This is a genomic window from Streptomyces sp. NPDC048255 (assembly GCF_040652415.1).
GTDB lineage: Bacteria > Actinomycetota > Actinomycetes > Streptomycetales > Streptomycetaceae > Streptomyces.
Genome location: NZ_JBEZMA010000013.1, coordinates 14,251 through 35,900, shown reverse-complemented (window position 1 = coordinate 35,900; position 21,650 = coordinate 14,251). Strand labels below are relative to the sequence as shown.

Sequence of the window (21,650 nt, the reverse complement as noted above, 5' to 3'; positions counted from 1 at the left end):
CCCCGGTCTCGTCCGCACAAGCCCCGACACCGCCACCGGCCGCGGGCACGACGCACGCGCCCGCCCCGGCCTCGGCCACGAAGGCCGCCCGGAACACCCCGGCCCCGGGCACCCCGCACGCACCCGCCCCGCCGACCTCGGCCGCGCAAGCCCCGACACCACCCTCGCGACCGACCTCGCGCCGGCCCTCGTCCCCGCAGGCCCAGCCCCCGGCCCCGGGCACCACGCGACCCACCCCGCCGGCCCCGGCCACCCCGCCCGCCCCGCCGGCCGAGGCGCCCGCGCCGGCGCCGGCGCCCGCCGAGCTGCGCGCCCGCGTCCGCGGCCTCGCGCCCTCCATGACCCGCTCCATGCTGGCCGTCGCGGAGGCCGTCGCCTCCGACCCGGCCGGCTGCTCCCGCCTCACCGTCTCCGCCCTCGCCGCGCGCACCCGCACCAGCGAGGCCACCGTCGTCCGCACCGCCCGCCTCCTCGGCTACCCCGGCTACCGCGACCTGCGCCTCGCGCTGGCCGCCCTCGCCGCCCAGCAGGAGTCCGGCGCCGCCCCGGCCGTCACCGTCGACATAGCCGTCGACGACCCCCTCGCCGACGTCGTCGCCAAACTGGCCCACGAGGAGGCCCAGACCCTCGCCGACACCGCCGCCGGACTCGACCTCACCCAGCTCGCCGCCGCCGTCACCGCCCTCGCGACCGCCCGCCGCATCGACATCTACGGCGTCGGCGCCTCCGCCCTCGTCGGCCAGGACCTCGCCCAGAAGCTCCTGCGCATCGGCCTCGTCGCCCACGCCCACAGCGACCCCCACCTCGCCGTCACGGGCGCCGTCCAGCTGCGCCCCGGCGACGTGGCCGTCGCCGTCACCCACTCCGGCTCCACGGGCGACGTGATCGAACCCCTGCGCACCGCCTTCGAGCGCGGCGCCACCACCGTCGCCCTCACCGGCCGCCCCAACGCCCCCGTCTCCCACTACGCCGACCTCGTCCTGGCCACCTCCGCCGCCCGCGAGACCCGGCTGCGCCCGGCCGCCATGTCCAGCCGCACCAGCCAGCTCCTCGTCGTCGACTGCCTGTTCGTCGGCGTGGCCCAGCGGACCTACGACACCGCCGCACCCGCCCTCGCCGCCTCCTACGAAGCCCTCGCCCCCCGCCACACCGCCCGCTGACAGCCCCAGTCCGACGTCCGATCCAGCGCGGCAGGCCAAATCCAGCTCCCGCCGGGCAAATCCAGCCCCGCCGGCGTTTGAGGCGCGGGGTCCGGGGCGGAGCCCCGATCCCGAAGCCCAGCCCAATACCCGCCACAGCCACCGCCCGCCCCGCCAAGGAGCCCGCCGCCCATGCCCCCGTACACGGAACTCCGCGCCCAGTTGGAAACGCTCACCACCGAGGCCTTCCGCCCGGAACTCGCCGAGATCGACCGCCTGTCCACCCTCGACATCGCCCGCACCATGAACGCCGAGGACGCCACCGTCCCGGCCGCCGTCGCCGGAGCCCTCCCACAGATCGCCGCCGCGATCGACGCGATCGCCGCCCGCATGGCCCGCGGCGGCCGCCTCGTCTACGCGGGAGCCGGCACCGCCGGCCGGATGGGCGTCCTGGACGCCAGCGAGTGCCCGCCCACCTTCAACACCGACCCCGCCGAGGTCGTGGGCCTGATCGCGGGCGGCCCCTCCGCCATGGTCAAGGCCGTCGAGGGCGCCGAGGACTCCAAGGAGCTGGCCGCCGACGACCTCACGGCGCTCGGGATCGGGCCCGAGGACACCGTCGTCGCCATCTCCGCCTCCGGCCGCACCCCGTACGCGATCGGCGCCGTCGAGTTCGCCCGTACCCGCGGCGCGCTCACCGTCGGCCTGTCCTGCAACGCCGGATCCGCCCTCGGCGCCGCCGCCGAACACGGCATCGAGGTCGTCGTCGGGCCCGAGCTGCTCACCGGCTCCACCCGTCTGAAGGCCGGCACCGCCCAGAAGCTCGTCCTCAACCTCATCTCGACGATCACGATGATCCGGCTCGGGAAGACGTACGGGAACCTGATGGTCGACATGCGCTCCTCCAACGAGAAGCTGTACGCCCGCGCCCGCCGCATCGTGGCCCTGGCCACCGGCGCCCCCGACGAGGAGATCGAGGCCGCGCTGGCCGCCACCGGCGGCGAGGTCAAGAACGCGATCCTCGTGATCCTCGGCGCGGTGGACGGCCCGCGGGCCGCCGAACTGCTCGCCGCCGCGCAGGGCCACCTCCGCGCCGCCCTCGCCGCCGCCCCCGCCACCCCGGCCAGCTGACCCACGCCCCCGACCCCGACCCCCCAAGGCGACCCACATGTCCACTGACAAGAACCGCGCCACAGCCGCCGCGATCCTTCCCCTGGTCGGCGGCCCGGACAACGTCACCTCGATCGCGCACTGCATGACCCGCCTGCGCATCGCCCTGCGCGACCGGAGCCTGGTCCAGGACGAGGCCCTGCGGGCCCTGCCCGCGGTCCTGGGCGTGGTCGAGGACGACACCTACCAGATCGTCCTGGGCCCGGGCACCGTAGCCCGGGTGACCCCGGAGTTCGAGGCACTGGTCAAGGAGGGCCGCTCGGCCGCGGCCACCCCGGCCCCCGCGCAATCGACGGAATCCGCAGACACCGCAAACGCCGCGGACACCACGGGCACCGCGGACGCCGCCCACCCGGTCACCGCGGCCGAACTCGCCGCCCAGGGCGCTGCGCTGAAGCAGGCCCGGAAGACGAAGAACGCGACGCCCTTCAAACTGCTCCTGCGCCGCATCGCGAACGTCTTCGTCCCCCTGATCCCCGCACTGATCGGCTGCGGCATCATCGCGGGCCTCAACGGCCTGCTCGCCAACCTCGGCTGGCTGCCCGCCGTCGTACCCGCCCTCGCCGCCATGGCCTCCGGCTTCATGTCGCTGATCGCGGTCTTCGTCGGCTACAACACGGCCAAGGAGTTCGGCGGCACCCCGATCCTCGGCGGCGCGGTCGCCGCCGTCATCGTCTTCCCGGGCGTCGCCAAGATCGACGCCTTCGGCCAGCCGCTCTCCCCCGGCCAGGGAGGCGTACTGGGCGCACTGGCGGCCGCGCTCCTCGCCGTCCAGGTCGAGAAGTGGTGCCGCAAGTGGGTCCCGGAGGCCCTGGACGTCCTGGTGACCCCCACCCTCACCGTCCTGATCACCGGCCTGGTCACCCTCTTCGGCCTGATGTTCCTCGCCGGAGAGGTCTCCACCGCCATCGGCACCTTCGCCAACTGGCTCCTCGCCACCGGCGGCGCCTTCGCCGGCCTGGTGCTGGGCGGCCTCTTCCTCCCCCTGGTGATGCTCGGCCTGCACCAGGCCCTCATCCCCATCCACACCACGCTCATCGAGCAGTCCGGCTACACCGTCCTGCTGCCCATCCTCGCCATGGCGGGCGCGGGCCAGGTCGGTGCGGCCATCGCCGTCTACTACCGGCTCCCGCGCAACGCCTCGATCCGCGCCACCGTCAAGTCCGCGCTCCCCGCCGGGTTCCTGGGCATCGGCGAACCGCTCATCTACGGGGTCTCCCTGCCCCTGGGCCGCCCCTTCGTCACCGCCTGCATCGGCGGCGCGGCCGGCGGCGCCTTCGTCGGCCTCGCCCACCAGCTCGGCGTCGCCTTCGGCTCCACCGCCATCGGCCCCTCGGGCTGGGCCCTGTTCCCCCTGCTGGACGGCACCTCGGGCCTGGCCGCCAGCCTCACCGTCTACGTGGGCGGCCTGGGCGTCGGCTACCTGGTGGGCTTCGTCGCCACCTACTTCTTCGGCTTCACCCACCAGATGCTCGCCGACCTCAACGCCGACCCCGACCCGGCCCCGGCCACCGAACCCGCCAGGGAACCGGCCCTGACCTGACCGCCCGGAAGACGGACGGGGGTCCCGTCCTCATCGGGCTCCCCGCCGAAGCCGTCGCCGCGACCGCTCAGCTCCCGAACAGCCGGACCGCCAGGGCGAAGCAGGCGGCCAGCAGCGCGACGACGGTGTACACGGCGAGGAGCCTGCGCCGCCCCCGCCGCAGGCTGCCGACCGCGGCGGCGATCCCGACCCCGGACGCCAGCACGCCGAGCACGCCGAGCACGGCAGCGGTCCAGTACGCCCAGCCGTGCTCCCCCAGGTGCCGCACCAGCAACGTGGCGGGCACGAGCAGTACCAGCGCGGGCAGGCTGTCCGCGTACGAGACCTCTGCCGCCGCGGTCGGCTGCACCGCCGTCCCGGCCGGCTGCACCGCCGTCTCGGGCCGCGCCGCGCCGTCGTCCACCATCTCCCGCACCGCCGCGTCCCGTTCGGACATTCCCGCGCCTCCCCGTACCGGCGCGCCTCGTGCGCACCGTCCCCCGCGAAGACGTCGGTCCCGCCCCCCGGGTTGCCCCGCCGCCCTCCCTAGGGGGAGCTGGCCTTCTCCAGGAGCTCCGGGTACGGCGTCTGCGCCGTGGAGCCACGCACCCGCGTGAGCCCGTACCGGTCGATGGCGTCTTTGTTCGCCAAGGGGTTCAGGGGGTCGAAGACGATCCGTTCACCCGGTGGTGACACATCCACATCGATGCGCGGCCATCCGCCGCTCTGGACCCGCCACACGGTGATGCGCTGCTGGCCGCGGGCCATGTTCAGAATTTCACTGCTGTTCTCGATCGCGGATCGATGCCTGAATACCGCCCCGGCCGGATCCCCTTCCTCGGCCGCCTTCTTGAGCCTCTCGCCCCCCAACCCGGAACTCTCGTAATCAGCGGCCATGGTCATCCTGTCCTTCCTGATCACGTACACCTCGGTCTGGGCCCTGATCGCCTCATAGCGCTGCTTCCCGGGATCCTTGATCTCGACGACCGCGTCCTGGGCCACCTCGTCCCCCGGATTCAGCACGTGGCCCACCGGCGTGACGAACTCGCCGTCGTAGATCAAGTGGTAGTCGCTGGTCTTCACGGCGGGCGGGGTCGCAGGCCCGCCGTGGACCCAAAAGATGCTGCCGAGGACGTAGACGGGAACCTTGCCGGCGTTCTTCGCGTACAGATGGACCGTCACATACATGGGCGCCCCGGGCTTTTGCATGTTCGACTCCTTGAACTCCGCCCCGCTCAGGATCAGAGGAGTCGTCACATAGGGCAGATAGATCTGCGAATACGCCAGGTTGGCGCCGGCGAGCACCGTGGAGACGATCACCCCGATCGCGATCGTCTTGGGATAGCGGAGGCCCTCCCACGCCCGGTATTTGACGAGTCGGGACAGGGCCACCACAGCCCAGACGCCGAGGGCCAGCCCCTTCACCGTGTAGCTGGTGAAACGCTCGCCGATCTGCAGCACGAGAAGGGACACGCTGCTGAGGAGGGAGATCACGACTCCGGCCAGAACGGCCACACCCGAGTAACGCCATCGCCGCTTGCCCCAGTAGTCGACAGCGGCCCCGGCGGCAACCAGCTCCACTCCGGCCACCACGAGCATGGTGACTCCCGCGATGCGTCCGCCGTAGGTGAGGGCGTCGCCACTGTCCGACACCCCGATCTGGAAGAGCGGATACGCGGTCGCGAGGAGGCCGACCACCATGAAGAAGCCGATCGTCCTGCGCCGCCACGTTCGATCCGGCCAGACCTTGCTGCCCTCGCCGAGCCATCGGATGGGGTGACCGCATGACACACCTTCATGGCCCAGGAGCTTGCGCAGTTCCTTCTCGGACCAGACCTTGCCCACGGACCGGCCGTCGATCACAACCTTCCGCAAGCCGAGATCATCAGGCGCGCCCACGGTCACCACGGGCGTATTCGCCATGACTCCAGCCTGCCGCTTCTCACCCGGAGCCGCCTCCCGAGCGCACACGGCAAGGGCGCCTGCCCGTCAGGGTGCGCGCGGCGCGACGCAGGGCGAAGCTGGTAATTGGCGCCTTGACGCATCGGCGCATTCGCGCAGTGGCGTCGCTCGCTCCCAGGAGGAGTTCCCATGCGTACACGAATTCTCGGGTTCGTCGCCGCCCTGACACTGGCCGCGCTCGGCGCCGCGGTCCCCGTGGCGCAGGCCGCCGTACCCGCCATCACCGGACCGGTGTGCGTGGAGAAGGGCGGAAGCGTGGAGTACGACTCCACCACCGGCCTGTGGACCTGCGTAGACGGCGAGTACGACGGCGAAGCCATCACCGCGACCTGACCGCTGCCGCACTCGCTTCCCGAAACAGACGACTCAGCCGGCGGTGGTACGCAGGAACCGCACCAGGTCATCGGCGCTGTAGCCGAGCCTCGGCCCGCGCTCGGCGGCCATCAGCATCAGCTGCCCGACGATCTCGGCTCCCCAGCCGTCCGTACCGTCCTCGGACCACTCCCACAGCTTGTCGATGCCGAGGCCGGTCATCAGCAGCCCGTGCCCCGTACGGATCTCCGCGCACAGGTCCGCGACCGCGTCCAGCAGCCGCCCGCCGGGCCGCTCGCACCTCAGCCCCAGGCACCCGCCGAAGTCCTCCACCCGGCACCCGGCCGGCGGGGCCGCCTTGAGCCCGTCGTAGCAGGGGTCGTCGAACCCCGGATACCCGCCCACCGGCCAGTGCACCAGCGTGAACCGATGCCAGCCGGGCGGCGGAGGCGGCTGCGGATCCCCCGCCGTGGGCCCGGGCGCCCCGCGCGGGGCGAGGGCCGTCTCCAGGCCGCGCAGCTTCCAGCCGAGCTCGAAGGCGAACTCCGCGGCCTCGACCGCCTCGTTCACGCGCGCGCCGCCCGCTCGTGCAGGACGGCTGCCAGCCGGAGCGCGGTGTCCAGGTTGCAGCGGCCGAGGTCGACCAGCGGCAGCCCGTACGAACCGGCGGCGGAGACCCGCTCCACGTCGAGCGAGGGGAACAGCACCCCCACCCCGGCCAGGGAATCCCTCAGCTGGGAGACGGCCTCCTCGGCCGCTCGCATGCGCTCCTGTGGAGTGAGCACCATGACATGTCACCTTTCTACTCTGAGTATTCAGCTTCTTCACACAGAGTGGCGACGCGCTCGCTAGCCTTTCAAGTGCGGATCCGCAACACCCCCGCATGTTGCTCAGGGAGTTGGCATGACAGCCAAAAAGAACCTCGACCCTTCTTCGTCACCCCGCGCCATGCTCGGCGCGGAACTCCGCGTAGCGCGCGAACGCGCGGGCCTCAGCCAGGCCGAGTTGGGCGAACCGCTCTTCGTCAGCGGCTCGTTCATCGGCCAACTGGAGGCGGGCACGCGTCGCATGCACCTCGACTTCGCGCGCCAGATAGACGACATCCTGCACACGGACGGCTTCTTCACCCGCAACTGCGGGGCGGCGGCCAAGTCCAAGTACCCGGATCACTTCGCGGCGGCGGCCGAGGCCGAAGGTCTGGCGAAGGCGATCAGGGAGTTCGCGCCGCTGACCATCCCCGGTCTGCTCCAGACGGAGCCATACGCGCGGACCGTCTGTCGCGCCTACCAGCCGACGGCACCAGAGCAGGAAATCGATGAACTGGTCACGAACCGACTGGACCGTTCGGCCCTTCTCAATGATCCAACATCCCCCTTGTTTTGGGCTGTCTTCGGCGAGGCAGTACTGCGCTGCGAGGTCGGGGGGCCGGCCGTGATGGCAGAGGCTCTGAGCCACATCACGGCTCTGGTCCGGGCGCGCCGGGTCATCATCCAGGTAATCCCGTTCCACATGGGAGCCCATGCGGCCATGGGCGGTTCACTCCAGCTGCTCTCGTTCGAGGATGCTCCCACCCTCGCCTATGTTCAAGGCAACGGAACGGGCCAGCTGTTCGACGATCCAGGCACAGTCTCCCGACACTTCCTGACCTACGATCTCCTCACGGCCGGTGCGCTGCCTCCCGCACAATCGCTGGCCCTGATCGAGTCCGTGGCGGAGGGGTACGAACGTGAAGCAGCAGCCTGATTACGATCTGTCGGCGGCCAGCTGGCATAAGTCCAGCTACAGCGACGGCAGCGGTGGCAGCTGCGTGGAGATGGCCACCTGGCGAAAGTCCACCCACAGCGGCGGCAGCGGCGGCGACTGCCTCGAAGTCGCCGACGGCCACCCCGACCTCGTCCCCGTACGGGACTCCAAGCAGCCCGAAGGCCCGCACGTGGTGTTCCACGCACGGGCCTGGGCGACCTTCGTCGCGGCGCTCTGAGGGATCAGAGGCCGTCGGTGTACAGCAGCTTGTTCGGGCTGTTGTCGCTGAGGTTCTGGACGATGTCCTTGGTGGACACGTCGTCCAGGAAGTCCGCCACCTCGGCCGGCAGCGCGTTGGGGTGCTCGGCCTTGTAGAGGGCGGCCACTCCGGCGACGTGCGGCGCGGCCATGGACGTACCGTCCAGGGCCACGCTGCCGCCGCCCAGCCTCGCGGAGATGATCTGCTTTCCGGGGGCGTAGATGTCGAGGCAGGTGCCCCAGTTCGAGAAGTCGGTCTCCTGGTCGTAGCGGTCGGTCGCGCCGACCGTCAACACGCGGAGGGCGGAGGCGGGCGAGACCGTGCAGGCGTCGATGTTCGAGTTGCCCGCCGCGATGACCGGCAGCACGCCCCGGTCGGACACGTTGGTGGCGGCGGCGTTCACCGCGACGGACCTGTCACCGCCCAGGGAGGCGTTCAGGACGGCGGGCTGCCGGGCGTTCTGGGCCACCCAGTCGAAGCCCGCGATGATCCCGGACCAGGAGCCCCTGCCGTCGCACCCGAGGACGCGGACGCTGACCAGGCTCGACTTGCGCGCCACCCCGTAGTTCGTGCCGCCGACCGTGCCCGCGACGTGCGTGCCGTGGCCGTTGCAGTCCTGGCCGTTGCGCCCGTCCCCGATCGCGTCGAAGCCGGGCCGCGCACGGCCGTCGCGGAACTCGGGGTGACTGAAGTCGATGCCGGTGTCGAGGATGTAAGCGGTGACGCCCTGGCCGCTTCCGAAGGCGCTGAAGTCGTTGTCGAGCGGCAGGCGCCGCTGGTCGATCCGGTCCAGCCCCCAGGAGTTGGCGGGCGCCTTGGTGCCGGCCCCCGTGGCGGGTACCGGTGGGGCGGTCACCGTCGCGTCCTGTTCCACGGACACCACGCCGCGCGTGACCCGGGCGGCCCTCAGCTGGTTCTCCGTGAGGGTCGTGGCGAAGCCGTTGAGCGCCTGGGTGTAGGTGAACTTCGGCTGCACCCCCACCTCTCTCGCGAAGTTCGTCGGGTCGATGCCCTTCGCGAGGGTCACGATGTAGCTGCCGGGGATGGCGTTTGCTGAGGTGAGCAGCGGCGCCGGGGTCGGCTCCGGCGTGTCGGCGGAGGCGGTGGCGGCCCCCACGGAGGTCAGCGTGAGGAGAGCGGCTGTCGTCAGGCGCGCGGCAAGCAGACGCATGAAGGGAACTCCCTGAAGTGCTGTGGATCGGCGTGGATGAGCCGCGCCCGTCTCCGGCGTATGCCTCCTGGGGGCGGCCCCTTCCTTCATCGGGTTGCTCCCGTCGGAGACTTGAGCCGCCCCCTCCGCCTGGCCGATCGTGCGGCGCTGCTGCGGGAGGCCTGTCACGCATGGTGCAGAAAGGTCATTCCGGGCTCTCGTACGGGGCCTCGTCCCGGGGAAAGACTGCGGAAAGTTCACCCGTACGGGTGGCCCGGGCCGGGTGCCTGACGGCACTGCGGCACTCCGACACCGGGCGCCCGTACGCCGGTCAGGTCAGAGACCGCCGGTGAACAGCAGCTTGTTCGGGCTGGTCCTGCTGATGCTGTTCAGCACGTCCTTGGTCGACTGGTCGTCCAGGAACTCGGCGATCTCCCCCGGGTCCGCACTGGGGTGCGCCTCCTTGTAGAGGGCGGCGACACCGGCGACGTGCGGCGAGGCCATCGACGTGCCGTCGAGGGCCACGCTGCCGCCGCCGAGCTTCGCGGAGACGATGGCCTGGCCGGGGGCGTAGAGGGAGACGCACGGGCCGTAGTTGGAGAAGTCGGTCTCCTCGTCCCACTCGTTGCTCGCGGCCACCGTCAGCACGCGCGGGGCGGACGCCGGCGAGACGTTGCAGGCGTCCCTCGCGTCGTTGCCCGCCGCGACCACGGGCAGCACACCCGCGTCGGAGAGGGCGGTGGCGGCGTTGTTGACCGCGTCCGCCTTGTCGCCGCCCAGCGAGCCGTTGAGGACGGCCGGCTGCTTGGCGTTCCTGGCCACCCAGTCCATGCCGGCGATGATCCCCGACCACGTGCCCCTGCCGTCGCAGCCCAGGACGCGGACGCTGACCAGGTTCGCCTTGCCCGCCACCCCGTACGCCCTGCCCGCCACCGTGCCCGCGACGTGCGTGCCGTGGCCGTTGCAGTCCGCGCCGTTGCGACCGTCGTTGATGGCGTCGAAGCCGAACGTGGCACGCCCGCCGAACTCGTCGTGCCCGTATTCGATCCCGGTGTCGAGGATGTACGCGGTCACCCCGGCGCCGGTGCCGTTGACGGTGAAGCTGTTGTCGAGCGGCAGCTTCTCCTGGTCGATCCGGTCCAGGCCCCACGTGCTCGACGGGGCCCGCATCGCCCCCGGGGCGGTCTTCTTCGGCACGGACTGGACCGAGGCGTCCTCCTCGACCGTCTTCACCCCCAGGCTGTTGCGGACGATCGTCAGCTGCAGCGGGGTCAGCGGGACCGCGAAGCCGCTCATCGCCGAGGTGTAGACAAAGGACGGCTTCAGGCCCAGCTTCTTCGCGACAGCCGCCGCGTCCTGCCCCTTCTCCAGGGTCACGATGTACTGGCCGGGCACCGGGTTGGCGGCGGTGAGCAGCGGCGCCGGGGTGGGCTCCGGGGCCGCGGCGGACGAGGACGCGGTACCGGCGGCGACCGGGACGAGCGACGCGATGAGGGCGGCGGTGGCCAGACGTGCGAGCAGGCGCATGGAAGGAACTCCCTGACGGGGTGGAGGGTCTGCATGGTTGAGCCGCCCCCGCGGCAACGAGTGCTCCTGCGGAGGCGGCCCTCACCTCCATCGGTGCCACCTCGAAACGGCTTGAACCACCGGCCCCACCTGGCCGATCGTCCGGCCGGGCCGTCAGCGCCCCCTGTCGCACAAGCTGCAGAAAGGGTCATCCCCCTGCGGCGTCAAGGGCGCGCCCCGGCCGTACGGTCCGTGGCCGCCGCGACAAGATCACCCGTACGGCCCTCACCCACATCAGGGGGCGCACAGCCGGTGCGCTCCCCGTGCCCCCGCCACACCCCCGCACGTCGTTGACCAGCACGGACGCGCGTGATGACCTCGCCCCATGCGCAACCGTCTGAGCCGAGCCCTGCCCCTGGCCGTCGCCGTACTGGCCGCCGTAGCCGCCCTGCCCGTGTCCGCGGCCACCGCCGCCGCCGCGCACGGGCCTGTGTCCCGCTCGGCCGCCGCCGACCACCCCACGTACATCGTCACCGTGCACCGCGGCCTCGACCCGGCCGCCGTCGCGGACGCCTACGGGATCACCCCGCTGCACGTCTACCGCGACGCGTCGAACGGCTTCGCCGCCCGCCTCTCCCCCGAGCAGGTCGAGTCCCTACGGGCCACCGCGGTCGTGGAGTCCATCGAGCAGGACGGCACGGCGTCCGGCTCCGGGATCTTCTGAGGGCAGGTCGGCGCCGTCGGCGGGTCAGTCTCCTGGCCCCGTACCGACTGGGCCGTCACGCACCCGGCCGCCATTGCCTGGCAGGCCGCGAAGACAGGTGAGCCCGTCACCGTGCTGTCGCTCGATCCGGACTTGTACGAGGGCACCGGCATCCGCCCGCTCAACCCCACCTGAGGGCCGGTCAGAACCTCACGGCAGCACCGGGACCGTCGCCCGGACCGGGTCCCAGCACTGGACGCCGCTCCGCTCAGGCCCCGGCCTAGGCCCGGGCCGGTCCGGGTCCAGGGCCGAGGTCCGGGTCCAGGGCCGAGGTCCGGGTCCAGGGCCGAGGTCCGGGTCCAGGGCCGAGGTCCGGGTCCAGGGCCGAGGTCCGGGCCCACGCCCCCGTTCAGTCCTCCCGGTACACGCGCAGCTGTGAGACCTCGTAGGACATCTCCGTCTGTCCCGGGGCCGGCGCCGGGTGGTATCTCCCGGCGGACACCGAGAGGTTGACGATGAGGTACGCGTGCCAGCCGCGGCCCACACCCCTCCGGTCGCTGAACACCCGCGCGCCGTTGACCCACCAGACGACCGAGTTGCGGCCGAACTCGCACTTCAGGTCCACCCAGGCACCGGCCCGCACCGACGGGTCGCGGTGGTAGCGGTGCGCCTCGCGGACGTGGTTGGACAGCTCCAGCAGATCCGGGTTGTCGGGGTGGTACTCGAAGACGTCGATCTCCTGGCCGCCGTCCCGCCAGGTCCAGATCGCGGGCCAGGCGCCCGTCTCCACCGGCAGCTTGACCCGCGCCTCCAGCACGTCGCCGGTGCGCACCATGAAGCCCTCCTCGCTGCCCTCGGTGGTGAGCAGCCCGGCGTCCCAGTTGCCGTCGGGGCGCAGCGTCGCCCGGAAGACGCCGCCGCGGCTGTAGGCGGGGTCGGCGACGAGGTGGTCGAGCTTGTTGTCCCCCGGGTTGACCGGGCCGCCGTCGGGATAGGCCCAGGAGCGGCCGGCGACCCACTGGTCGGACGAGGCGAAGTCGGCGGTGAAGACGGGGGCGCGGCGGGGCCTGAACGGCGCCGGGCCCCCGCCGGTCCGTGGGGAGAGGCGGCGGGTCAGGCGCCGCAGCCATCCGAGCGTTTCCGAGACCATGCCTGTGCTGTGCCCGGCGGGAACCGGCCCAACCTCCGGTTATCGCTCTGGGTCATCGCACGACTGCGTTCAGTGGGCGGAGGCGTGCGCCGCGCGCACGAAGGCGCGGATCAGCTCGGGGGACTTCACCCCGCGCTCCCGTTCGACCCCGCTGGACACGTCCACGCCCCAGGCGCCGGTGGTCCGCAGGGCCTCGCCGACGTTCTCCGGGGTCAGCCCGCCCGCCAGCAGCCAGTGGCCCCGCGGCGCGGTGAACTCCGCCGAGCCCCAGTTCCAGGGCTTGCCGGAGCCGGGGTCGGGGGCGTCCAGGAGCAGCAGGTCCTCGCCGTACTCCCCGCAGCGCTCGACGTGCTCGGCGGTGGCCCGCAGCAGGGTCCGGCCGGGGGCGCGCAGCTCCTCGTAGTACTCGGGCCCCTCCTCCCCGTGCAGCTGTACGCCGCGCACGCCGCTCTCCTCCGCGAAGCGCCGCACCTCCGCCACCGGCTGCCCCCGGAACACCCCGACGGTCAGCACCCCGGCCGGCACCCGCCCGGCCAGCTCCCGGGCCAGGCCGGCCCCGACGGTCCGCGGGCTGCCGGGCGCGAAGACGAACCCGACGGCATCGGCCCCGGCCTCCACGGCCACGTCGACGTCGTGGGCGGTCTTCAGCCCGCAGATCTTGACGAAGGGTCCACTGCTCTCACTCATGCCCCGAGTCAACCAAACCCGCCCCCCGACCGCCGCCCCGTCCCAACAACCGGGCACGCACCCCGCCCCGGCACTAGCCTGGTGGGGCACGGGCTCAGCACAGCACGCACAGCACGCCATGCGGAGGAAATGACGGTGACCACCATGACCGAGCGGGCCACCCCCATAGACACGCTGTCGGCGCCTCCGACCTTCGAGGACCTCCTGCGCACCGTCGAGGAGCTGAACACGCCAGACGGCTTCAAGGCCGAGCTCATCCGGGGGAAGATCGTCGTGTCACCGTGGTCCAAGCTGCGTGACGTCCGCCCCATGCGCGCACTGCGCCGGCAGCTGGAGGCCAAAGCACCGGCGGGGCACATTGTCGAGACTTCACCGGTCCTCTTCCAGTTCCCGGAGGCCGGCCGCGCGTACGGCCCCGACCTCTTCGTCGCGGACGAATCCGCCTTCGACGCGGACGGCCGCCACGCGGACGGGACGGCCCTGTCGCTGGTCGCCGAGTTCACGTCCGTCTCCACGAAGGACGCGGACTGGAACGAGAAGCTGGACGTCTACGGCCGGCTCGTCCCCGTCTACCTGGTCGTCGACATGCAGGACGCGGAGATCACCTGCTTCCACGACCCGTCCCCGCACGGCTACCGCTCCCGGACGACGGTGTCCTTCGGCGAGGCACTGCACGTCCCGGCACCCTTCGACTGCGCCCTCGACACCACGTTCTGAACGGCGGGCCACCCCTCATGAACCACACCCGCTGGAAGCTGGACCGGGAGCGGAAGGCCGCGCAGGGCTACCGCGAGTCCGCCGAGGTCGAAGCCGAGCGGGCGGAGATCCGGCTGGCGATGGCCTTCGCGAAGGCCATCTACGACCGGCGCAAGGCGCTGGGGCTCTCCCAAGCCGAGCTGGCGGCGCGGGCCGGGCTCACGCAGGCGAAGATCTCCCGGGTGGAGGGGGCGGACGCGGTGCCCACGCTTCCCCTGCTGCGCCGCCTCGCGCACGCCCTGGACGCGTCCTTGAACATCGCCCTGGGCGCGGACCACGAAGAGGTCGTCTTCGTCGCGCGCCCCGCCGCCTGAGACGGCCCCGCGAACGCCCGAGGGCGGCACCCCCTCCGTCAGGAGAGGGTGCCGCCCTCGGTTCGAGAACAGCCGATCAGCCAGGGGCCGATCAGAAGTCCATGTCACCGCCCGGCATGCCGCCGCCCGCGGGGGCACCGGCCTTCTCGGGCTTGTCGGCGATGACGGCCTCGGTGGTGAGGAAGAGGGCCGCGATGGACGCCGCGTTCTGCAGGGCGGAGCGGGTGACCTTCGCCGGGTCGATGATGCCCTCGGCGATCATGTCCACGTACTCGCCGGTCGCGGCGTTCAGGCCCCAGCCCACGGTGAGGTTGCGGACCTTCTCCACGACGACGCCACCCTCGAGACCACCGTTGACGGCGATCTGCTTCAGCGGGGCCTCGAGCGCGAGCTTCACGGCGTTGGCGCCGGTCGCCTCGTCACCCGACAGGTCGAGCTTCTCGAAGACCGAGGAGGCCTGGAGCAGGGCCACGCCACCACCGGCGACGATGCCCTCCTCGACGGCCGCCTTCGCGTTGCGAACGGCGTCCTCGATGCGGTGCTTGCGCTCCTTGAGCTCGACCTCGGTCGCGGCACCGGCCTTGATGACGGCCACGCCGCCGGCCAGCTTCGCGAGGCGCTCCTGGAGCTTCTCGCGGTCGTAGTCCGAGTCGGAGTTCTCGATCTCGGCGCGGATCTGGTTGACGCGACCCTGGACCTGGTCGCTGTCGCCCGAACCGTCGACGATCGTGGTCTCGTCCTTGGTGATGACGACCTTGCGGGCGCGGCCGAGCAGGTCGAGACCGGCGTTCTCCAGCTTGAGGCCGACCTCCTCGGAGATGACGGTGCCACCGGTGAGGATGGCGATGTCGCCGAGCATGGCCTTGCGGCGGTCACCGAAGCCCGGGGCCTTGACGGCGACGGACTTGAAGGTGCCACGGATCTTGTTGACGACCAGGGTCGACAGGGCCTCGCCCTCGACGTCCTCGGCGATGATCAGCAGCGGCTTGCCGGACTGCATGACCTTCTCCAGGAGCGGCAGCAGGTCCTTGACCGAGCCGATCTTGGAGTTGACGATCAGGATGTACGGGTCGTCGAGCGACGCCTCCATACGCTCCATGTCGGTGGCGAAGTACGCCGAGATGTAGCCCTTGTCGAAGCGCATGCCCTCGGTGAGCTCAAGCTCCAGACCGAAGGTCTGGGACTCCTCGACGGTGATGACGCCTTCCTTGCCGACCTTGTCCATGGCCTCGGCGATGAGCTCGCCGATCTGGGTGTCGGCGGCGGAGATGGAGGCCGTGGAAGCGATCTGCTCCTTGGTCTCGACATCCTTGGCCTGGGCGAGCAGGGCGGCGGAGACGGCCTCGACGGCCTTCTCGATACCACGCTTGAGGGCCATCGGGTTGGCGCCGGCGGCTACGTTGCGCAGGCCCTCGCGGACGAGCGCCTGGGCGAGCACGGTGGCGGTGGTCGTACCGTCGCCGGCGACGTCGTCCGTCTTCTTGGCGACTTCCTTGACCAGCTCGGCGCCGATCTTCTCGTACGGGTCCTCGAGCTCGATCTCCTTGGCGATGGAGACACCATCGTTGGTGATCGTGGGGGCGCCCCACTTCTTCTCAAGGACGACGTTGCGACCCTTGGGGCCAAGGGTGACCTTGACGGCGTCGGCGAGCTGGTTCATCCCACGCTCGAGACCGCGCCGGGCCTCCTCGTCGAACGCAATGATCTTGGCCATCTGAAGTGGTCCTCCCGGACAGGGGTGGATTGCTCCGGACCGCGCCCGCGCCCGCGACGGACGGCCTGCGTGCCCGGCGGTTCCTTCCCGCCGGACCCTGCGGGCCTCACCGACCCGGTCCTCGTTTGGTAGCACTCTCACTTGGAGAGTGCTAACGCCAATGATTAGCACTCGACCCCCGCGAGTGCAAGCGGCTTCGGGCAACGCCCGGTGAAGACACAGGCGGGACACGGGTCGTCAGGCCACGACGCACGAGGGGCCCGCATCCCGTGTCCAGGATGTGGGCCCCTCGTGCGTGTGTGGAACGTAGAACACAGTGCGTGGGCGGTCGATCGCGCCAGGACTAGCCGAGTGCGAGCTTGACCATGTCCGCCTGCGGACCCTTCTGGCCCTGCGAGATCTCGAACTCGACCCGCTGACCCTCTTCAAGGGTGCGGTACCCGTCCATCTGGATGGCGCTGTAGTGGACGAACACATCCGCACCACCGTCGACCGCGATGAAGCCGTAGCCCTTCTCCGCGTTGAACCACTTGACGGTGCCCTGAGCCATGCCTAACTCCCCTATTACTGGCCCTTGCGCAGGAACGCACTTCGCGCTCCCGGGTCATCACTTGCGTCGGAACGCGTCGACCGAGGCTGAATGTATCTGCGCGAGTGCTGTCTGCAACAGGTCAATCCGACGAGAATTCTGGACACCCAGAAACATTGAAAAAGAGTGAAAATTTGGCATATCGCAGGGCAACTCGGGCCAGGCATATTGCGCCAAAGCCCCATACCGCACTTGCACATTGACCCGATGTCGACCCTCACGCGGCCCGTTCATATGCGGCGGGCAAGAACAGCGGAGGGGACTTCCCCAACTCTACCGCGCCCAATCAAGCAGAATTGCCCCCTCCGCTTGTTAGCGGAGGGGGCAATTACGGTTTTCGCGTGTCACCTACGGGAAGGTCAGCCGCCCGCGACGGCCGGGATGATCGAGACGCCCGCACCGTCCGGGGTCGCGGCCTCCAGCCCGCCCTCGAAACGCACGTCGTCGTCGTTCACGTAGACGTTGACGAAGCGGCGCAGCTTGCCCTGGTCGTCCAGGACGCGCGCGGCGATGCCCGGGTGGCTCTTCTCCAGGGACTCGATGACCTCGGCCAGGGTCGCGCCCTCGGCGGGGACCTCGGCCTTGCCGCCGGTGTAGGTGCGCAGGATGGTGGGGATGCGGACGTTGACGCTCATGGCGCTACTGCCTTTCCGGTAGGGCGGAGGAGAAGTGGTCAGGCCAGGCCGGCGGCGCGGAACGCGTCCAGGCTCGGGCGGATGGTGGCGGTCTGCCCGCTCTCCGCGGCCACCGCCTCCAGGGTCTTGAGACCGTCACCGGTGTTCAGGACCACCGTGGTCAGCGCCGGGTCGAGCTGCCCGTTCTCGATGAGCTTCTTCGTCACGCCGACGGTCACGCCGCCCGCGGTCTCGGCGAAGATGCCCTCGGTCTGCGCGAGGATCTTGATGGCCTCGACGACCTGCTCGTCGGTGACGTCCTCGACGAAGCCGCCGGTGCGCCGCGCGATGTCCAGGACGTACGGGCCGTCCGCCGGGTTGCCGATGGCCAGCGACTTGGCGATGGTGTTCGGCTTCTGCGGGCGGACCACGTCGTGTCCGGCCTTGAAGGCGGTCGACACCGGGGAGCAGCCCTCGGCCTGGGCGCCGAAGATCTTGTAGGGCTTGTCCTCGACGAGGCCGAGCTTGATCAGCTCCTGCAGACCCTTGTCGATCTTCGTCAGCTGCGAGCCGGACGCGATCGGGATCACGATCTGGTCGGGCAGCTGCCAGCCGAGCTGCTCGCAGATCTCGTACGCCAGGGTCTTGGAGCCCTCGCCGTAGTACGGACGCAGGTTGACGTTGACGAAGCCCCAGCCCTCGCCCAGCGGGTCGCCGATGAGCTCGGAGCAGAAGCGGTTGACGTCGTCGTAGTTGCCCTCGATGCCGACCAGGTCGCCGCCGTACACACCGGCCATGACGACCTTGCCCTGCTCCAGGTCGTGCGGGATGAACACGCAGGAGCGGAAACCGGCCCGGGCGGCCGCGGCGCCGACGGCGCCGGCCAGGTTGCCGGTGGAGGAGCAGGACAGGGTGGTGAAGCCGAAGGCGCGGGCGGCCTCGACGGCGATGGCCACGACGCGGTCCTTGAAGGAGTGCGTCGGGTTGCCGGAGTCGTCCTTGACGTAGAGCTTGCCGGTGACGCCGAGCTCCTTGGCCAGGTTGGCCGCGTCCACGAGCTTGGTGAAGCCGGGGTTCAGGCTGGGCTTGGAGGCCACGTCCGCGGGGACGGGCAGCAGCGGGGCGTAGCGCCAGATGTTGTTCGGGCCGGCCTCGATCGCGGCACGCAGGGCCTCGGGGTTCCCGGTGGGAAGGTCGTAGGCGACTTCCAGAGGTCCGAAGCACTCGGCGCACGCGAAGATGGGACCGAGCTCGAAGCGGGTACCGCACTCACGACAGGAAAGGCCGGTGGCGGGTCCCAGGTCGACAGAAACCTGGTCGGCAGAGGTGGCGACAGTCTGTGCAGCCATGATGGCGAGGCCCTTTCTCCTCATCTTCCCCATGGCGCACTTCGCCATGAGACGGAATTGGCACCTTCCCTAGCCGGGGACCTCGCTGATGTCGCTGACGTACGCGATCGCGAGACCGACTGGAGGGTTGCCGGGGCTTCAACGGGCCGTGTCCCTCTGCCCCTCTGGATGAGCGGTATGGCACCGGGCCGCGCGCTCTATGGCGCGCCCGGGCGTTTGTGCGCGAGGACCCCCGACATGCGATGGTCCTTCGCGTTGTTCAAGACTGTAACCGAAGGCCCCGTGTGGTTGAGACAACCGTCCGAACCGCGAGATGGATCTCAATGGGGTCAAACCGCCGAACGGCAGGGAGTGCTGAAAGTGCTGGAAGAGGTGGAGCGCTGGCTGGCCGACCGCTCCTGGTCCGCCGCTGACCGACCGCTCGACCAGCTGCTGGAGCGGAAACGGGCAGCCGGCACCACGGTCAGCGTGGTGCTGCCCGCGCTCGACGAGGAGGCCACCGTCGGCGCCATCGTCGAGGTGATCCGGCGCGAGCTGATCGAGGGACTGCCGGTCCCGCTGGTGGACGAGCTGGTCGTCATCGACTCGGGCTCCACCGACCGCACGGCCGAGGTCGCGGCGAAGGCGGGCGCCCGGGTGGTGCACCGCGACGAGATACTGCCGCGAATACCCGCACTGCCCGGCAAGGGCGAGGTGCTGTGGCGCTCGCTGCTGGCCACCACCGGGGACGTGATCTGCTTCGTCGACGCCGACCTGCGGGACTTCTCCTCCGCCTTCGTCTCCGGGATCGTCGGACCGCTGCTGACCGACCCGGACGTGCAGTTCGTGAAGGCGATGTACGACCGCCCGCTCGGCGACGCCCCCGGCCAGGGCGGCAGGGTGACCGAGCTCGTCGCCCGCCCGCTCCTCAACCTCCACTGGCCGCAGCTGGCCGGATTCGTACAGCCGCTGGGCGGCGAGTACGCCGTGCGCCGCGGCCTGCTGGAGCGGCTGCCGTTCCCCGTCGGGTACGGCGTCGAGCTGGGCCTGCTGGTGGACGCCCTGCACACGGTCGGCCTGGACGCCCTGGCCCAGGTGGACGTCGGGGTACGGCTCCACCGCCACCAGGGCGGGCAGGCGCTGGGCCGGATGGCCGCGGCGATCTACCGCACCGCGCAGGTGCGGCTCTCGCGCGGGCACCTCGTACGGCCGGAACTGACGCAGTTCGAGCGGGGGCCGGACGGGTTCGTGCCCCGGACGTACCCGGTGGACACCGAGGAGCGGCCGCCGATGGCGGGCATCAAGGAGTACGCGCACCGCCGCGTGGCATGACGATTGTGGACGTTTGAGCGAGCGCGGGCCGGGCTAGGTTGGCCGCATGGCTTCTCAGGTACTCGTTGCAGCGAACCGCGGCCCGCTCTCCTACGCCCTCTCCGACGACGGCACCCTCGGTGCCCGGCGCGGCGGGGGCGGTCTCGTCTCCGGCCTCTCCGCCGCGCTGGCACAGCAGCCGGAGGCGCTGTGGATCTGCGCGGCGCTGTCGGAGGCGGACCGGGAGGCGGTCCGGCGGGGGGTGGCCGAGCCGGGTGTCCGGATGCTGGACATCGATCCCACGGTGTACGACGACGCGTACAACGGCATCGCGAACTCGGTGCTCTGGTTCACCCACCACCACCTGTACGACATCCCGCGCGAGCCGGTCTTCGACGCGCGGTTCCGGCGGCAGTGGGAGTCGTACACCGCCTACAACCAGGCCTTCGCCGAAGCCCTCGCCGAGGAGGCGGCCGACGGGGCCCGGGTCCTGGTGCAGGACTACCACCTGGCCCTGGTCCCGGGCGCGCTGCGCGCACTGCGGCCGGACCTGCGGATCGCCCACTTCACGCACACCCCGTGGGCCTCGTTCGAGTTCATGCGCATGCTTCCGGACGACGTCCGGGGGCAGCTGGTGTGGGGGATGCTCGGGGCGGACCTGCTGGGCTTCCACGCGTGGCGGTGGTCGGCGAACTTCATCAGCGGCGCGACCACCGACGACGCGACCGGCGTGGCGGACGGGTACATGCCCTCCGGGACGCCGGAGCGCGGGGTGTGGCACCGCAGGATCGTCCCGGGCGGCAAGAACGGGTACGGCGAGAAGCGGTTCACCGACGTCCGGCAGTTCCCCCTCGGCGTGGACGCGGACGAGCTGCGGGCGCTCGCCCACCGGCCGGAGGTCGACGAGAAGCTGGCGCAGCTGCGGGCGGAGGTCGGGGACCGCAAGACGATCGTCCGCGTGGACCGCACGGAGCTGTCGAAGAACATCCTGCGGGGCCTGCTGGCGTACCGGGAGCTGCTCACCGTCCACCCCGAGTGGCGGGGCCGGGTCGTGCACCTGGCCTCCGCGTACCCCTCGCGGCAGGACCTGGCGGTGTACCGGGCGTACACGGAGTCGGTGCGGGAGCTGGCGGCGGAGATCAACGCGGAGTTCGGGACGGCGGACTGGCAGCCGGTGCTGGTGTCCGTGAAGGACGACTTCACGCGCTCGCTGGCCGCCTACCGGCTGGCGGACGTGGCGCTGGTCAACCCGGTGCGGGACGGGATGAACCTGGTGGCGAAGGAGATCCCGGTGGTGTCGGAGGCGGGGTGCGCGCTGGTGCTGTCCACCGGGGCGGGGGCCTGCGAGGAGCTCCAGAAGGACGCGCTGACGGTGAACCCGTTCGACGTGACGCAGACGGCGGAGGCGTTGCACGCGGCGCTGTCCATGCCGGCCGATGAGCGGGCGGAGCGGACGAAGCGCCTTGCCGCTGCCGCGACCGCCCTGCCCCCGTCGGCCTGGTTCACGGCCCAGCTGGATGCCCTGTCCTAGCCTGCGGCCCTGCTCCCTGGGGCTCCGCCGGTACGGCTCCCGCCGGGCCGCCCTCGCCAGCGGGGCCTGGCGGGCCGCCGCTGCGCGGAGCTGCTCCCCGCCCCGCCCTTCCACCGTTTCCTGGGGCTCCGCCCCAGACCCCGCGCCTCAAACGCCGGCGAGGCTGGAATTGCCCGACCGGCGGCATCAG

At 71.2% G+C, this 21,650-nt stretch carries 23 protein-coding genes and 1 riboswitch; of the genes, 11 read left to right on the top strand and 12 right to left on the bottom strand.

Annotated features, from left to right (window positions below; all coding sequences use genetic code 11):
• Positions 1 to 305: 305 nt before the first annotated feature.
• The 3 genes from AB0D94_RS13545 (at position 306) to AB0D94_RS13535 (ending at position 3,852) form a co-directional block, all read left to right on the top strand.
• Positions 306 to 1,160 carry a MurR/RpiR family transcriptional regulator gene (locus AB0D94_RS13545; RefSeq protein ID WP_362050774.1) on the top strand — a complete coding sequence of 285 codons (855 nt, stop codon included), beginning with the start codon at positions 306 to 308 and terminating at the stop codon, positions 1,158 to 1,160.
• Positions 1,161 to 1,331: 171 nt separating this feature from the next.
• Positions 1,332 to 2,270 carry an N-acetylmuramic acid 6-phosphate etherase gene (gene murQ / locus AB0D94_RS13540; protein WP_362050459.1) on the top strand — a complete coding sequence of 313 codons (939 nt, stop codon included), beginning with the start codon at positions 1,332 to 1,334 and terminating at the stop codon, positions 2,268 to 2,270.
• Between the two features lie 37 nt (positions 2,271 to 2,307).
• Positions 2,308 to 3,852: a PTS transporter subunit EIIC gene (locus AB0D94_RS13535; RefSeq protein ID WP_362050456.1), complete on the top strand. Its 1,545-nt coding sequence runs from the start codon at positions 2,308 to 2,310 to the stop codon at positions 3,850 to 3,852.
• 67 nt (positions 3,853 to 3,919) lie between these two features.
• Here AB0D94_RS13535 and AB0D94_RS13530 read toward each other — a convergent pair whose 3' ends face one another.
• A complete protein-coding gene (locus AB0D94_RS13530) occupies positions 3,920 to 4,288 on the bottom strand; it encodes a hypothetical protein (protein ID WP_362050453.1) in 369 nt (122 codons plus the stop codon).
• Positions 4,289 to 4,377: 89 nt separating this feature from the next.
• The gene (locus tag AB0D94_RS13525) at positions 4,378 to 5,754 is read right to left on the bottom strand and encodes a hypothetical protein (RefSeq protein ID WP_362050450.1); all 1,377 of its coding nucleotides are present in this window, start codon (positions 5,752 to 5,754) and stop codon (positions 4,378 to 4,380) included.
• A gap of 168 nt (positions 5,755 to 5,922) precedes the next feature.
• Between AB0D94_RS13525 and AB0D94_RS13520 the strand changes: the two genes are divergently transcribed.
• On the top strand, positions 5,923 to 6,126 hold the full coding sequence (locus tag AB0D94_RS13520) for a hypothetical protein (protein WP_362050447.1): 204 nt from the start codon (positions 5,923 to 5,925) through the stop codon (positions 6,124 to 6,126).
• Positions 6,127 to 6,159: 33 nt separating this feature from the next.
• On the opposite strand, the gene AB0D94_RS13515 is transcribed toward AB0D94_RS13520, so the two are convergent.
• Entirely contained in the window at positions 6,160 to 6,675 is a 516-nt protein-coding gene (locus AB0D94_RS13515) for an amidase (protein WP_362050444.1), read from the bottom strand.
• On the bottom strand, positions 6,672 to 6,893 hold the full coding sequence (locus AB0D94_RS13510) for a hypothetical protein (protein ID WP_362050441.1): 222 nt from the start codon (positions 6,891 to 6,893) through the stop codon (positions 6,672 to 6,674). Before AB0D94_RS13510 ends, AB0D94_RS13515 begins: the two co-directional genes overlap by 4 nt.
• A gap of 115 nt (positions 6,894 to 7,008) precedes the next feature.
• Here AB0D94_RS13510 and AB0D94_RS13505 point away from each other — a divergent pair, with 115 nt between their 5' ends.
• Positions 7,009 to 7,848, top strand: coding sequence for a helix-turn-helix transcriptional regulator (locus AB0D94_RS13505; protein ID WP_362050438.1), 840 nt, complete (start codon positions 7,009 to 7,011; stop codon positions 7,846 to 7,848).
• Positions 7,832 to 8,086: a DUF397 domain-containing protein gene (locus tag AB0D94_RS13500; protein WP_362050435.1), complete on the top strand. Its 255-nt coding sequence runs from the start codon at positions 7,832 to 7,834 to the stop codon at positions 8,084 to 8,086. Before AB0D94_RS13505 ends, AB0D94_RS13500 begins: the two co-directional genes overlap by 17 nt.
• Positions 8,087 to 8,090: 4 nt before the next feature.
• On the opposite strand, the gene AB0D94_RS13495 is transcribed toward AB0D94_RS13500, so the two are convergent.
• Both AB0D94_RS13495 and AB0D94_RS13490 read right to left on the bottom strand, forming a co-directional pair.
• Entirely contained in the window at positions 8,091 to 9,278 is a 1,188-nt protein-coding gene (locus AB0D94_RS13495; protein WP_362050432.1) for a S8 family peptidase, read from the bottom strand.
• Between the two features lie 315 nt (positions 9,279 to 9,593).
• The gene (locus AB0D94_RS13490) at positions 9,594 to 10,784 is read right to left on the bottom strand and encodes a S8 family serine peptidase (RefSeq protein ID WP_362050429.1); all 1,191 of its coding nucleotides are present in this window, start codon (positions 10,782 to 10,784) and stop codon (positions 9,594 to 9,596) included.
• A gap of 364 nt (positions 10,785 to 11,148) precedes the next feature.
• Here AB0D94_RS13490 and AB0D94_RS13485 point away from each other — a divergent pair, with 364 nt between their 5' ends.
• Positions 11,149 to 11,487, top strand: a complete 339-nt coding sequence (locus tag AB0D94_RS13485) for a protease inhibitor I9 family protein (RefSeq protein ID WP_362050426.1) — start codon at positions 11,149 to 11,151, stop codon at positions 11,485 to 11,487.
• A gap of 388 nt (positions 11,488 to 11,875) precedes the next feature.
• Here AB0D94_RS13485 and AB0D94_RS13480 read toward each other — a convergent pair whose 3' ends face one another.
• The gene (locus AB0D94_RS13480) at positions 11,876 to 12,616 is read right to left on the bottom strand and encodes a beta-glucanase (RefSeq protein WP_362050423.1); all 741 of its coding nucleotides are present in this window, start codon (positions 12,614 to 12,616) and stop codon (positions 11,876 to 11,878) included.
• Positions 12,617 to 12,685: 69 nt separating this feature from the next.
• On the bottom strand, positions 12,686 to 13,303 hold the full coding sequence (locus AB0D94_RS13475; protein ID WP_362050420.1) for a phosphoribosylanthranilate isomerase: 618 nt from the start codon (positions 13,301 to 13,303) through the stop codon (positions 12,686 to 12,688).
• Positions 13,304 to 13,447: 144 nt separating this feature from the next.
• On the opposite strand from AB0D94_RS13475, the gene AB0D94_RS13470 reads away from it, so the two are divergent.
• Both AB0D94_RS13470 and AB0D94_RS13465 read left to right on the top strand, forming a co-directional pair.
• A complete protein-coding gene (locus AB0D94_RS13470) occupies positions 13,448 to 14,020 on the top strand; it encodes a Uma2 family endonuclease (protein WP_362050771.1) in 573 nt (190 codons plus the stop codon).
• 17 nt (positions 14,021 to 14,037) lie between these two features.
• A complete protein-coding gene (locus AB0D94_RS13465; protein WP_362050417.1) occupies positions 14,038 to 14,373 on the top strand; it encodes a helix-turn-helix domain-containing protein in 336 nt (111 codons plus the stop codon).
• Between the two features lie 91 nt (positions 14,374 to 14,464).
• Here AB0D94_RS13465 and groL read toward each other — a convergent pair whose 3' ends face one another.
• The 4 genes from groL to thrC form a co-directional block, all read right to left on the bottom strand.
• Positions 14,465 to 16,087 (bottom strand): chaperonin GroEL, encoded by a 1,623-nt coding sequence (gene groL, locus AB0D94_RS13460; RefSeq protein ID WP_266935216.1) that lies wholly within the window; start codon positions 16,085 to 16,087, stop codon positions 14,465 to 14,467.
• A gap of 343 nt (positions 16,088 to 16,430) precedes the next feature.
• Positions 16,431 to 16,637: a cold-shock protein gene (locus tag AB0D94_RS13455; RefSeq protein ID WP_030009783.1), complete on the bottom strand. Its 207-nt coding sequence runs from the start codon at positions 16,635 to 16,637 to the stop codon at positions 16,431 to 16,433.
• A 398-nt stretch (positions 16,638 to 17,035) separates the two neighbouring features.
• Positions 17,036 to 17,311 carry a MoaD/ThiS family protein gene (locus AB0D94_RS13450; protein ID WP_362050411.1) on the bottom strand — a complete coding sequence of 92 codons (276 nt, stop codon included), beginning with the start codon at positions 17,309 to 17,311 and terminating at the stop codon, positions 17,036 to 17,038.
• Between the two features lie 38 nt (positions 17,312 to 17,349).
• On the bottom strand, positions 17,350 to 18,639 hold the full coding sequence (thrC, locus tag AB0D94_RS13445; protein WP_362050408.1) for a threonine synthase: 1,290 nt from the start codon (positions 18,637 to 18,639) through the stop codon (positions 17,350 to 17,352).
• A 17-nt stretch (positions 18,640 to 18,656) separates the two neighbouring features.
• Positions 18,657 to 18,814, bottom strand: a riboswitch (SAM riboswitch).
• 185 nt (positions 18,815 to 18,999) lie between these two features.
• Between thrC and AB0D94_RS13440 the strand changes: the two genes are divergently transcribed.
• Positions 19,000 to 19,950, top strand: a complete 951-nt coding sequence (locus AB0D94_RS13440; RefSeq protein WP_362050404.1) for a glucosyl-3-phosphoglycerate synthase — start codon at positions 19,000 to 19,002, stop codon at positions 19,948 to 19,950.
• 46 nt (positions 19,951 to 19,996) lie between these two features.
• Positions 19,997 to 21,460 (top strand): trehalose-6-phosphate synthase, encoded by a 1,464-nt coding sequence (locus AB0D94_RS13435; protein WP_362050401.1) that lies wholly within the window; start codon positions 19,997 to 19,999, stop codon positions 21,458 to 21,460.
• Positions 21,461 to 21,650: the final 190 nt, after the last annotated feature.

Excerpts from the sequence above, each read along its gene's own strand:
- murQ (WP_362050459.1), top strand. The coding sequence starts at position 1,332 with ATGCCCCCGTACACGGAACTCCGCGCCCAGTTGGAAACGCTCACCACC.
- AB0D94_RS13535 (WP_362050456.1), top strand. The coding sequence starts at position 2,308 with ATGTCCACTGACAAGAACCGCGCCACAGCCGCCGCGATCCTTCCCCTG.
- AB0D94_RS13530 (WP_362050453.1), bottom strand. The coding sequence starts at position 4,288 with ATGTCCGAACGGGACGCGGCGGTGCGGGAGATGGTGGACGACGGCGCG.
- AB0D94_RS13525 (WP_362050450.1), bottom strand. The coding sequence starts at position 5,754 with ATGGCGAATACGCCCGTGGTGACCGTGGGCGCGCCTGATGATCTCGGC.
- AB0D94_RS13520 (WP_362050447.1), top strand. The coding sequence starts at position 5,923 with ATGCGTACACGAATTCTCGGGTTCGTCGCCGCCCTGACACTGGCCGCG.
- AB0D94_RS13510 (WP_362050441.1), bottom strand. The coding sequence starts at position 6,893 with ATGGTGCTCACTCCACAGGAGCGCATGCGAGCGGCCGAGGAGGCCGTC.
- AB0D94_RS13505 (WP_362050438.1), top strand. The coding sequence starts at position 7,009 with ATGACAGCCAAAAAGAACCTCGACCCTTCTTCGTCACCCCGCGCCATG.
- AB0D94_RS13495 (WP_362050432.1), bottom strand. The coding sequence starts at position 9,278 with ATGCGTCTGCTTGCCGCGCGCCTGACGACAGCCGCTCTCCTCACGCTG.
- AB0D94_RS13490 (WP_362050429.1), bottom strand. The coding sequence starts at position 10,784 with ATGCGCCTGCTCGCACGTCTGGCCACCGCCGCCCTCATCGCGTCGCTC.
- AB0D94_RS13485 (WP_362050426.1), top strand. The coding sequence starts at position 11,149 with ATGCGCAACCGTCTGAGCCGAGCCCTGCCCCTGGCCGTCGCCGTACTG.
- AB0D94_RS13480 (WP_362050423.1), bottom strand. The coding sequence starts at position 12,616 with ATGGTCTCGGAAACGCTCGGATGGCTGCGGCGCCTGACCCGCCGCCTC.
- AB0D94_RS13475 (WP_362050420.1), bottom strand. The coding sequence starts at position 13,303 with ATGAGTGAGAGCAGTGGACCCTTCGTCAAGATCTGCGGGCTGAAGACC.
- AB0D94_RS13470 (WP_362050771.1), top strand. The coding sequence starts at position 13,448 with ATGACCGAGCGGGCCACCCCCATAGACACGCTGTCGGCGCCTCCGACC.
- AB0D94_RS13465 (WP_362050417.1), top strand. The coding sequence starts at position 14,038 with ATGAACCACACCCGCTGGAAGCTGGACCGGGAGCGGAAGGCCGCGCAG.
- groL (WP_266935216.1), bottom strand. The coding sequence starts at position 16,087 with ATGGCCAAGATCATTGCGTTCGACGAGGAGGCCCGGCGCGGTCTCGAG.
- AB0D94_RS13455 (WP_030009783.1), bottom strand. The coding sequence starts at position 16,637 with ATGGCTCAGGGCACCGTCAAGTGGTTCAACGCGGAGAAGGGCTACGGC.
- AB0D94_RS13450 (WP_362050411.1), bottom strand. The coding sequence starts at position 17,311 with ATGAGCGTCAACGTCCGCATCCCCACCATCCTGCGCACCTACACCGGC.
- thrC (WP_362050408.1), bottom strand. The coding sequence starts at position 18,639 with ATGGCTGCACAGACTGTCGCCACCTCTGCCGACCAGGTTTCTGTCGAC.
- AB0D94_RS13435 (WP_362050401.1), top strand. The coding sequence starts at position 19,997 with ATGGCTTCTCAGGTACTCGTTGCAGCGAACCGCGGCCCGCTCTCCTAC.